5 protein-coding genes, 2 pseudogenes and 1 CRISPR repeat array are annotated in these 10,717 nt (G+C 69.2%); of the genes and pseudogenes, 6 read left to right on the top strand and 1 reads right to left on the bottom strand.

The window, feature by feature from the left end; translation table 11 throughout:
* The 3 genes and pseudogenes from E0504_RS50920 to E0504_RS43650 all read left to right on the top strand — a co-directional run.
* Positions 1–255, top strand: a pseudogene (locus E0504_RS50920) (NUDIX hydrolase); the annotation flags it as partial.
* A 410-nt stretch (positions 256–665) separates the two neighbouring features.
* Positions 666–1,241: a hypothetical protein gene (locus E0504_RS43655; protein WP_131627359.1), complete on the top strand. Its 576-nt coding sequence runs from the start codon at positions 666–668 to the stop codon at positions 1,239–1,241.
* A 559-nt stretch (positions 1,242–1,800) separates the two neighbouring features.
* Positions 1,801–2,844: a HupE/UreJ family protein gene (locus E0504_RS43650; RefSeq protein WP_165938807.1), complete on the top strand. Its 1,044-nt coding sequence runs from the start codon at positions 1,801–1,803 to the stop codon at positions 2,842–2,844.
* Positions 2,845–2,963: 119 nt separating this feature from the next.
* On the opposite strand, the gene E0504_RS43645 is transcribed toward E0504_RS43650, so the two are convergent.
* Positions 2,964–3,737 carry a DUF305 domain-containing protein gene (locus E0504_RS43645; protein ID WP_243657895.1) on the bottom strand — a complete coding sequence of 258 codons (774 nt, stop codon included), beginning with the start codon at positions 3,735–3,737 and terminating at the stop codon, positions 2,964–2,966.
* A 313-nt stretch (positions 3,738–4,050) separates the two neighbouring features.
* Here E0504_RS43645 and E0504_RS43640 point away from each other — a divergent pair, with 313 nt between their 5' ends.
* The 3 genes and pseudogenes from E0504_RS43640 (at position 4,051) to E0504_RS54635 (ending at position 7,779) form a co-directional block, all read left to right on the top strand.
* The gene (locus E0504_RS43640; protein WP_131627355.1) at positions 4,051–5,289 is read left to right on the top strand and encodes a cation diffusion facilitator family transporter; all 1,239 of its coding nucleotides are present in this window, start codon (positions 4,051–4,053) and stop codon (positions 5,287–5,289) included.
* 784 nt (positions 5,290–6,073) lie between these two features.
* Positions 6,074–6,217 (top strand): hypothetical protein, encoded by a 144-nt coding sequence (locus E0504_RS50915; RefSeq protein WP_165938806.1) that lies wholly within the window; start codon positions 6,074–6,076, stop codon positions 6,215–6,217.
* Positions 6,218–6,656: 439 nt separating this feature from the next.
* Positions 6,657–7,779: pseudogene (locus E0504_RS54635) on the top strand (IS630 family transposase).
* 51 nt (positions 7,780–7,830) lie between these two features.
* A CRISPR array of direct repeats spans positions 7,831–10,717; the repeat unit is 20 nt; unit sequence GGAAGATCCCCGCGCGTGCG.

The following is a 10,717-nucleotide window of genomic DNA, read 5'->3' as shown; positions in this document are numbered from 1 at the left end:
GTCCGGAACGTCGAGTTCCTAGGCTGCATCGAGCATGCCTACGACGAAGACGGCGAACCCTTCCACGAGATCAACCTTCTCTTCGCGGCGCAGGTCCTCTGGGGTGCGGACATCGGCAGCCGTGAGGACGGGATCGACATCGTGTCGGTCGCCTTCCACGACTTACCCACGCTCGACGTACGCCCCGCAGCGACCGTCGCGGCGATAGAGGACTGGGTCAGCAGCAGACGTCCCAGCTGGAGGCCAGCCCCGTAGCCCGTCCCGTTCACACCGGTAGATCATGTCGGAGATCCGGCTACGGGAGACAGGCTGGTTGGTGCTGGCACTGGTCACCGCCGCGCGGTCCGTCACAGGTCACCCTGGCTGATCGCCAGTGACGACATACTGGCGCAAGGGGTCCTGCTGGCCCGCGGCACCGCTTCGAAGACGGCGTCATCCGGTCGGACGCCGACACGTCTCTGCCCAGCACTGCTGCCAGCAGAACGCACGCGCAGACTTTCCGTTCCTGCTTGAGGCCCTTGCGGTGTGACCATGGTCTTCGCCGCTTCTACACTTTCGTCGTGGGCATCCCGGCGACTGTGCGGTCAGGCGATGCCGGACCATTGCCAACCCGGCAGTCTGCCGCGTGGGCGGCGACCCCGCTTGGACGTATCCTCCGGTCCGGCGTGATCACCGTCCTCACTGTCGCGCTTGCCGTTACCGCGCACGCCGCGTCCACCGCGCCCGCACCGTCCTTCCTCATTACCGGTGTCGGATTTCTCCTCACCTGGCGGGCCGGCTGGGGGCTGGCCGCGATGCGGGTGACCCGACGGCGTCTGGTCGGCCTTGTCGTCGCGGTGCAGTTCTGCCTGCATATCGCGTTCGCGATGTCCGCCCAGGCAGACCATCATCACCCTGCCCGGTCGGATGCGGGTGGCCCGGCGGCTGGCCATCTCGACGGGCACGGTGTGGATCTGCTGCACGGCGGGCCGTTGATGCTCGGCGCGCATCTGCTGGCAGCGGTGTGCCTCGCGTGGTGGCTGGCATGCGGCGAGCGGCTGCTGTGGCGTGCGGGCCGCCGTGCCACCGCGGCGACCCACAGGCTGCTGCGACGGTTGCGTCGCCGTCTCGCGTTGCCCTTGCCGCTTGCCTGCGATGCTCCGAGTCCGCTTGTCCCGTGCCGCGTGTCGGTCGCGGTAGGTCTGCAACTGCTCCGCCATGCACTCGCACGGCGGGGGCCTCCGCTCGGCCTGCCTGCCTGACCGGATGGGAGAACGGACAGCCCGCGGCCGATAGTCCACTACGCCAAGCAGCACCTCGTGCGATCCATTGCTGGTGCGGGGCAGCGCGTGGGCTTGATCGGCACGGTCGCTACGGACATCGTTCCGTCGTGCCACGTCGTGGACTCCGATGCTTCGCCCACAAGACCTGAGAACGCCCGGAGCGTTCCAGCGCGGGCGATGCGCCGCGTCAGGCCGCCCAGATGCTCGTCGTCGGAACCGGCGCACCGCCACGGATCCTCGTTCGCGCCGGAACCCGACATGGGCCGCACAGGCCACCCTTGACTCGCGCCACCCATGGCTGCCAGCGCACGCACGGCCTGTCCGACGCCGCGTGACGGTTCCGCGCGCCCGCGACCCGCTGAAGCGACGCCGCAGCCCTCGCTGTAGGAGAAACGCTCCGATGCGCACCACCTCGACCACGATCTTTTCCCCACCAGCGCCCCGATGGCTCTGGCGGTTTGATTCGGCCCCACGTGGGCGGCCTCCAACCGAAGAAATCAAAGCTGTTTCCCTGCGCTGCCCGGAGAAAGGTTCTCGCATGCTGATCGCGGTACGCCGCGGCGCGTTCCTGACCGGCACGGTCGTACTGCTCCTACTGGTGGGCTCGCACGCCGCGTCGGCGCATGGCATCGGCGCGACCAGCAAGACCGTCGAAGGCTTCATCCCCCTGGGCATCAAACACATGCTGCTGGGCTGGGACCACCTCCTGTTCGTCGCCGGCGTGCTGGTGCTGGCCAGACGACCCCGCCGTGCGGTCGAGACGATCTCCCTGTTCGCGGCCGGGCACAGCATCACCCTGTTCCTCGCCACCATCGAGGGATGGCAGGTGAACCCGACCGCGGTAGACATCGTCGTCGCCCTCAGCCTGGTGTTCGTCGGGGTCGTCGGTGTCCTCGGGCAGCCCCGGCGGTGGTGGTGGGTCGCCGCCGCTGTGTTCGCGTTCGGGTTGGTGCACGGTCTCGGCCTGTCGACCCGCCTTCAGGATCTCGGGCTGCCCGACGACGGCCTGGTACCGAGGGTGTTGGCGTTCAACGTCGGCATCGAAATCGGGCAGCTCCTCGCGATCGCCTGCATGGTCGCGGTCGGCATCGTGGTCCGCACAGTCCTGCCCCGCCTGCGCGACACCCGGCTGGCCCACGGAACATTGGCCGGGGTCGGCGCGATCGCGGCAGTCGCGCTCGCCGTCACCGGAGGGGAGACCGCGACGGCGCAGACGGTGGGCAGCTGCCAGGTCCGGGACCGCACCGAGACGTTCCCCTTCAGCGCCAACCACCCCACCGCCGACTTCTTCGACCCCACCGACCAGGTCCCCGCCAACGCGTTCGGCCACATCATCGGCGACGGTTTCGTCATCGTGCAGTACACCCCCGACCTTCCCCCCGACGATCTGGCCGCGCTGCGTGGCTTCGTCACCGATCCCGGGTCCGGTCGCGTCGCCGGCGGCCCGAACAGCGAGCTGACCGAGCCACTCAAGGCCATCCACGCCTACAGCACCCTCACCTGCACCACCTTCGATCTTGATGCGCTACGCCAGTTCACCGCCGGCTGGTTCGACGACCCCCGTTCCAAACCCGCCGACTGACCCACCCTGACAAGATGCGCCCTCACACGGCGAGCTCTCCCGTTCCGGCAGCGCCGGGACGGGAGAGCCAGGCCAAATCCCAGGAGGGAACGCACGTCCGTTCCCGCGGTGAGCGCCGATCAGGTAAAGGCTGCGAGTCGGCGAAGCTCAGCGCGCATCGCGGTGATCTCACCGGCCTGTACGACCACCATGGCACGGGCCAGGTGCCGGACCTTCTTCTCCCCGGCGTACCGGGACGCGTCCTGAGCCATCGCGATACCACCCTCATGGTGACGGATCATGAGGTTCAGGAACGCGATGTCGACCGAGCGCCCGGTCGCGGACGCGAGCTGCGCAAGTTCCTGCTCCGTTGCCATCCCCGGCATCCGCACCACCTGCCCACCAGCAGCCGTCCCGTCCCTCTGCCCATGGCCGGTGTGGACGCCATCCGCCGTAGCGGCACCATCGTCGTGCATCCACAGCATGGGCGCAGCGCCGGACACACTCGGCAAACCCCAGTCCCGCAGCCAGGCCGCCATGACACCTACCTCACGCTCCTGCCCCAGCCCAATGTCCAACGCAAGGCCCCGCACCTCCGGAGTGGCCCCATGCCGGTACGCCACCATCGCCATCTGCACAGCCTGCGCGTGATGTTCGGACATGTCCCGCACGAAACCCGCATCGACGGAGCCTTCGCCCGGAGCCCGGCCGACCAGACCTGGAAGCAACGCGCCGACACCCACCAGCACCACCGCGACGATCACGTACAACGCGTAGCGCCCCGGCCGCCTCGGCCTGGTGTGAGGCCGCTCCGGCTCGTCCACCGCCACCGCGATGTGCCCACCGGCCGCGGCATCCTCGCCATCCATCGTGGCGGCAGGCGGGGTCTCATCAAGCTGTGATGGATCAGTCATGGAAGTCCTGACATGTTTGATGATGGCACCAGAAGATTACCCAACCAGCGCCACACGCATACTGGCGGCGAACATTCCTACCGAGGAAGCATTCGCATCCTCTCAGACGAGACACGCCACACGGGAGGATGACCTTCCAAAAGTCTTTGCCCCTAGATGAACATGCCGCACCTGCAACAGGATGACAGGAGCCGGAGCCCGAACGCGAAACAGCAGCTCCTGCGAAAAATACGAAGCTGCAAGACACTCGCAGGTAGGAGAGGCGGGGTTCTGCTCCGTCGCCGCGATGATTCTTTCGTGTGATGCTGCGCGTATGGCCGATTCACCCTCGCCGCGTTCCGCCCCCGGCGGCCCAGGCGCCCCTTCCCCACACGACGATGACGCCTCTTCCTCCGGCGCTAATCGTGACCATCGCCGGCCAGCATCCCGCGCGGAGCCGCACGGATCGCCCGAACACGCCCATGATCGTGCCCACGGCCACGCACGCCACCATGATCACGGCCATGCACACGCCACCCACCAGCACGTACCGACCCACTCGGGGCACGCCCGACGGCTGACGCAACGGGTGTCACACCTGCTGCGACCACATTCGCATGACGCCGCCGACCGGGTGGACTCCGAGTTGGAAGCCTCCACCGAAGGAATGCGCACGCTCTGGATCTCGCTGGTCGTTCTCGGACTGACAGCGCTCTTCCAAACCGTCGTGGTCGTCGCGTCCGGATCCGTCGCCCTGCTGGGCGACACGATCCACAACGTGGCCGACGCGCTGACCGCCGTTCCCCTGGCCGTCGCGTTCCTCCTCGGTCGCCGCCCAGCCACCCGCCGCTTCACCTACGGATACGGCCGCGCGGAAGACCTGGCCGGCGTCGCCGTCGTACTCGTCATTGCCTCGTCGGCCGGTCTCGCGGCCTACGAGGCAGTCAATCGACTGATCCACCCGCGGGACGTGTCCCATCTCCCCGCAGTGGCAATCGCGGGTCTCGTCGGCTTCGTCGGCAACGAATGGGTCGCCCGCTATCGCATCCGCACAGGTCGCAGAATCGGCTCCGCGGCACTGGTCGCAGACGGGCTGCACGCCCGAACAGACGGCTTCACCTCCCTCGCCGTGCTGGCCGGTGCAGGCGGAGTCGCGGCCGGCTGGCAGATCGCGGACCCCCTCATCGGCCTCGTGATCACAGTGGCGATCCTCGCCGTCCTCCGCGACGCGATCCGAGAGATCTACCAGCGGCTCATGGATGCGGTCGACCCCAGCCTCGTCGACGCCGCCGAAACGGCTCTGGCCACCACAGCCGGAGTACAAGAAGTCGGAGCAATACGACTACGGTGGATCGGCCACCAACTACGCGCCGAAGCAGACATCGTGCTACCCGCCGACCTCACCATCGTGCAGGCACACGCCATCGCCGTCGACGCCGAACACGCACTAATCCACGCAATCCCACGCCTCACAGCTGCAACGGTCCACACCGACCACGCCCCCGCAACCTCCACGACGGCCCATGAGACACTCGCACACCACCTCTACAGGGCGTCACCAGCAAGGTTTTAGGGTGTAACCGTGGTCGGCAAAATGATCGACTGTCGGCCCTGTCGTACTTCAACAACCAGACCCGGAGGCGTCAAGCCCCGGACACCATCGGCCCATGCGCACACGCCCACGCCCACGATTGACCCTGGGGGCGCCGCGAACGTCCGATCCCCGCGCCACGGCGACCCGGGGGTGGGACGGCGGATCGGCCGCCGTCAGCCGATGAACATCGTTCTGACCGCGTCCCGCCCGCGCCTCAAGGCAGCAGACGGCGCGACGGTAACAGAGCGTCACCGCTGTCGGGACGGTGCCTCAACCGCAGATCCCGGCCCCCGCACCCTGAGGCGACACCCCATTCATGATCGTTCCCTGCACAAACCCGCCGAATGCGCGCCCAATGCGCACCCAAACCCCTATCGATCTTGAAAAGATGATCTTTTTCTTTGCAAAACCGCAGGTCAGGGGCCATCTGTCTGGAGCCGGCGAGGGGACTCGAACCCCTAGCCGCTCGATTACAAGACGGAATACCGCGTATCGGAACGTGCCGGGAAATGACGCGCAATGCCGGAAAATCCGAGGTCGGGGCATTTTCGGTGTCGGAACGTGCCGGAAAATGTCGCGCCGTGCCGGAGCATCCGCGCACACAATGCGCACACACGCGGCCGGGGCATGGCCGGCGACGCCACGACATAACAGTCACGCTGTCCCTTACTGGTACAGAACACAGCCAGTAACACCGCGTAGTTGATCGCAAACCAGGAAGACCCGGTCCGTCCCGGCCAGCGGTCGACGCAGAGGACAGCCGATGGCCGGACGCGGAGATCTCACTGACTGCTACCGGTCAACTCGCCGGCGGGCCCTGCGGGTGGTGCGGCATCGGCAGATAGTGCTCGTTGTCGTCGACGTAGCCAGCCACGAGGACGCCGGCTGGCGCGAGGACGACTGGTAATTTCCGCTTCGTGGTCCGCTGGCGCGCACCACGTCACTCCCGCCGCAGGCCACAAGGGTCGTACGGGCGTGGGGTGACGTCGAACCCCGGAACCACGATTTACAAGTCGTTCTCGCGCTGCCCCGCCAGTGCCGGAACGACGTGGCTGGCATCGTCCGGTAGCGTCGGCCGCCTTGCGAGACCCCGCGCGTGCGGGGACGACATCCCCACGGCGATCGTCAGCCTGCCCGGCTCGGGAAGATCCCCTCGCGTGCGGGGACAATGTGTTCACGCCCCTTCGGGCCGCCGGTGTGACGGGAAGATCCCCGCACGTGCGGGGACGACCACCGAGACCCCTTCCCCTAGTGCGCTGTCCGTGAACGTCTGCCGGGCGAGGTGTGGCGATCTCGGTTTGCGGTGATGCGCAGGTATCTGCTCCTGCTCGTGGGAGGGGTCTGCGATGGCGAAGCCGGTACATGGCCGTCGGTTGACGGACGAGGAGGGACAAGCCCTGCTGCGGATCGTGCGGCGGGGTCGGCACGACGCGGTGAGGATCCGCCGGGCGATGATGATCCTGGCGTCGGCGTCAGGGAACACCAACGAGGCGATCGCCGCCCTGGTCGCCGCTGATCCCGACACCGTCCGGGACGTCATCCACGCGTTCAACGACCGGGGGTTGGACTGCCTGGACCCGCGGTGGGCGGGCGGCCGTCCGTGGCGGATCACCGCGGACGGCGAGGCCCGCATCATCGAGGTCGCCCGCACAAGGCCGAGGGCGTTGGGGCTGCCGTTCACCCGCTGGAGCCTGCGCAAGCTGTCCGACTATCTGCGCCACCCGCCGGCCGGGGTACCCCCGGTCATCGTCGGCCGCCAACGACTGGGCGAGCTGCTGCACCAGCACCGGATCTCCTTCCAGCGCACCCGCACCTGGAAGGAGACCTGCGACCCGGACGCGGAGACCAAGCTGGCCCGGATCGAGGAGGTGACCCGCCGTTTCCCTGACCGGTACTTTCGCCTTCGACCAGTTCGGACCGCTGTCCATCCGCCCCTGCCACGGGCTGTGCTGGGCCAAGGCCGGCCACCCTGACCGGCTGCCGGCCACCTACCACCGCACCCACGGCATCCGCTACTTCCACGGCTGCTACTCGGTCGGTGACGACACCCTGTGGGGCGTCGTGCGCGAGCGCAAGGGAGCCGACCACACCCTGGCCGCAGTGCGAAGCATCCGAGCCGCCCGCCCGGACGGTGCCCCGATCTACGTGATCCTGGACAACTGGTCCGGGAACAAGACGACCGCGATCCGCGCCTGGGCCCGCCGACACAAGGCCGAGCTGTGCCTGACCCCGACCCAGGCGTCCTGGGCCAACCCGATCGAGGCCCACTTCGGCCCCCTGCGCGGCTTCGCCCTCGGTAACAGCGATCCGCCCAACCACCCGGCGCTCGCCCGCGACCTGCACGCCTACCTGCGCTGGCGCAACACCCACCGCCGCGACCCAGCGGTGCTGGAAGTCCAGCGCCGCGAACGCGCCCGTATCCGCTCCGAGCGCCAGCACCGCTGGGGCCACGTCCGAAACGCCGCCTGATCAACAAGAACCGACCCGCATTCGCGGACAACGCACTAGCCGTCATCGGTAGGAAGATCCCCGCGCGTGCGGGGACGACGACCAGCCGGGCGCCGTCGTGCCCTTCGGCGGTGGAAGATCCCCGCGCGTGCGGGGACGACAGGCTGAACAGGCACACCATCACGGTGGCCAGAGGAAGATCCCCGCGCGTGCGGGGACGACCTCCACATGTGGATACCTCTACACCTGGAGATGGGAAGATCCCCGCGCGTGCGGGGACGACCTCCACATGTGGATACCTCTACACCTGGAGATGGGAAGATCCCCGCGCGTGCGGGGACGACCTCCACATGTGGATACCTCTACACCTGGAGATGGGAAGATCCCCGCGCGTGCGGGGACGACCCCTCCGGCACGACGAGGTTCCACACACCCTCGGGAAGATCCCCGCGCGTGCGGGGACGACCACTGGGGATGGTCGCCGGGGGTGCCGTAGCCGGGAAGATCCCCGCGCGTGCGGGGACGACGTGAAAGCCCTCCGGATGATCCGCCGGTCCGTGGGAAGATCCCCGCGCGTGCGGGGACGACCCGCAGGCTGATCTTGTCGCCGAAGCTGGACGCGGAAGATCCCCGCGCGTGCGGGGACGACCGGCAGGAACGGGACGCGGAGGTAACCGCCCGGGGAAGATCCCCGCGCGTGCGGGGACGACATCCCGACCGCCGCCCACGGCGCGGTGCCCGCGGGAAGATCCCCGCGCGTGCGGGGACGACGATCTGCTGGGCGAGGATCGGCGCGAACTGCTGGGAAGATCCCCGCGCGTGCGGGGACGACTCCCGCCACGTCGGCCTGCCCTTCGAGGGCCTGGGAAGATCCCCGCGCGTGCGGGGACGACCTTCCCCCTCGATCGAACCGTACGTACGAGCCCGGAAGATCCCCGCGCGTGCGGGGACGACGCCCAAATCGAGGAATGGGTCAGGTCGAACCCGGGAAGATCCCCGCGCGTGCGGGGACGACGCATGGAGGGGGCGGCGCACACCATGATCATGAGGAAGATCCCCGCGCGTGCGGGGACGACGTCTTCTTCGTGCCCTTCTTCCGCCGCCCCGGCGGAAGATCCCCGCGCGTGCGGGGACGACCCACCCGTGGCCATGAACCCACCGCCCGGCCGGGGAAGATCCCCGCGCGTGCGGGGACGACATGGGGCTGCAGTGGTTCGAGAGCGACGGCACCGGAAGATCCCCGCGCGTGCGGGGACGACTCGGTGTCGAGCTCGGAGCCGATCACGTCCACCGGAAGATCCCCGCGCGTGCGGGGACGACATGACCGGCGTCGGGATGCTCGCTGCCGGCGCGGGAAGATCCCCGCGCGTGCGGGGACGACTACACCCTGCCGGCGGAGCCCCCGGCCGAGCTGGGAAGATCCCCGCGCGTGCGGGGACGACTCGCGGCCGGGGGCGGCGTAGGTCCCGACGTCGGGAAGATCCCCGCGCGTGCGGGGACGACGGCGCGGGCGAGGCGCACGGCGGCGGACTCTCGGGAAGATCCCCGCGCGTGCGGGGACGACCCGAGCGAGAACAGTCCGTCGACCACGTCCGCCGGAAGATCCCCGCGCGTGCGGGGACGACGGGACCACACTCGTCGCCGCGATCGACGCGATGGGAAGATCCCCGCGCGTGCGGGGACGACCTGCAGCTCGCGATCGCTGCCGGGGCTGAGGCGGGAAGATCCCCGCGCGTGCGGGGACGACCAGGCGACCGTCCGGCAGCGGCTGTACCGGCAGGGAAGATCCCCGCGCGTGCGGGGACGACTCCCCGCGGGGCGAGGTGACCCGCTCGGCGCGGGGAAGATCCCCGCGCGTGCGGGGACGACCAGTATCCGCATGGCACGGGCCACCCCCTGTGGGGAAGATCCCCGCGCGTGCGGGGACGACTACCGGTCCGACCGGTACGCCAGGGAAGCGGAGGGAAGATCCCCGCGCGTGCGGGGACGACAGCAGCACCCGGCTGCGGCGCGTCCCGGCCCGGGGAAGATCCTCGCGCGTGCGGGGACGACACATCGTCATCCCTGCTCCTCCTGCTGCGGTCGGGAAGATCCCCGCGCGTGCGGGGACGACCCGGTCTCCCGCTGCACCCGCTGGTGGTCGTCGGGAAGATCCCCGCGCGTGCGGGGACGACGGAGGCCCCGCCTTGGCGCTCATCCCTACCCAAGGAAGATCCCCGCGCGTGCGGGGACGACATCCTGGACGCCGGGCTCGACGTGGTCCCGCCAGGAAGATCCCCGCGCGTGCGGGGACGACGTTGCGGGCGGTTGTGTTCAACACCCCTCCGGTGGAAGATCCCCGCGCGTGCGGGGACGACGAACCGCGACGGCGTGGCGCAGGTCACATCGCGGGAAGATCCCCGCGCGTGCGGGGACGACGGACGTAGACGGTCGCAACGGCCGCGATGAGGGGGAAGATCCCCGCGCGTGCGGGGACGACTCCGGCGAAACCTCGGTCGATGACCGGTGGGTGGGAAGATCCCCGCGCGTGCGGGGACGACACAGCGGACATCATCGCGAAGCTGCGGTAGTAGGGAAGATCCCCGCGCGTGCGGGGACGACTCAGCGGCACGATAGGCCGCTACACAGGGGTGCGGAAGATCCCCGCGCGTGCGGGGACGACTCCCGAACGACGACACCCCCGCACGCCGCGGCCGGAAGATCCCCGCGCGTGCGGGGACGACACTACAGTTCCGCATACCCGCAGGTAGACTGCGGGAAGATCCCCGCGCGTGCGGGGACGACGGGCTCAGGATGACCGTGACGTCGTCGGTCGGGGGAAGATCCCCGCGCGTGCGGGGACGACACACACGAGGCCCCGCCCGGCTCGTCGCTGCTGGGAAGATCCCCGCGCGTGCGGGGACGACCTGATCGTCGCCGTGGCGGTGGTCTCGTGCCACGGAAGATCCCCGCGCGTGCG

This window comes from Parafrankia sp. BMG5.11, assembly GCF_004337455.1.
This window is presented reverse-complemented; position numbering and strand designations above follow the sequence as displayed.